At 49.4% G+C, this 421-nt stretch carries 1 protein-coding gene; it reads right to left on the bottom strand.

Going from position 1 to position 421, the window contains the following annotated elements:
• On the bottom strand, window positions 1–421 hold a 421-nt coding region (locus BV372_RS38095; RefSeq protein WP_256973605.1), incomplete at both ends, for a tetratricopeptide repeat protein.

Here is a 421-nt window from a genome sequence, read left to right as displayed (position 1 = left end):
GCTTTTCCCCTAAAGCGGAGTAAACTTTCCCAAAACTAACCAGAGTAGAAGCTTCCCCACCCCTGTCGCCCACCGCGCGGTACAGTGGTAGCGCAGTATTGTAATATTTCAAGGCTTTTTGCTTTTCCCCTAAAGCGTCGTAAACTGCGCCGAAACTAACCAGAGTATTAGCTTCCCCACGCCTGTCGCCCACCGCGCGATACAGTGGTAGTGCAGTATTGTAATATTCCAAGGCTTTCTGCTTTTCCCCTAAAGCATCGTAAACTGCGCCGAAACTAATCAGAGTATTAGCTTCCCCACCCCTGTCACCCACTGCACGATACAGTGGTAGCGCAGTATTGTAATATTCCAAGGCTTTCTGCTTTTCCCCTAAAGCGGAGTAAGCTGTGCCGAAACTAATCAGAGTAGTAGCTTCCCCACC

Source organism: Nostoc sp. T09 (assembly GCF_002154695.1).
In the GTDB taxonomy this organism is placed as follows: domain Bacteria; phylum Cyanobacteriota; class Cyanobacteriia; order Cyanobacteriales; family Nostocaceae; genus Aulosira.
Note: the sequence above shows the minus strand (reverse complement) of the source record. Positions and strands in the feature narration are given on the sequence as shown.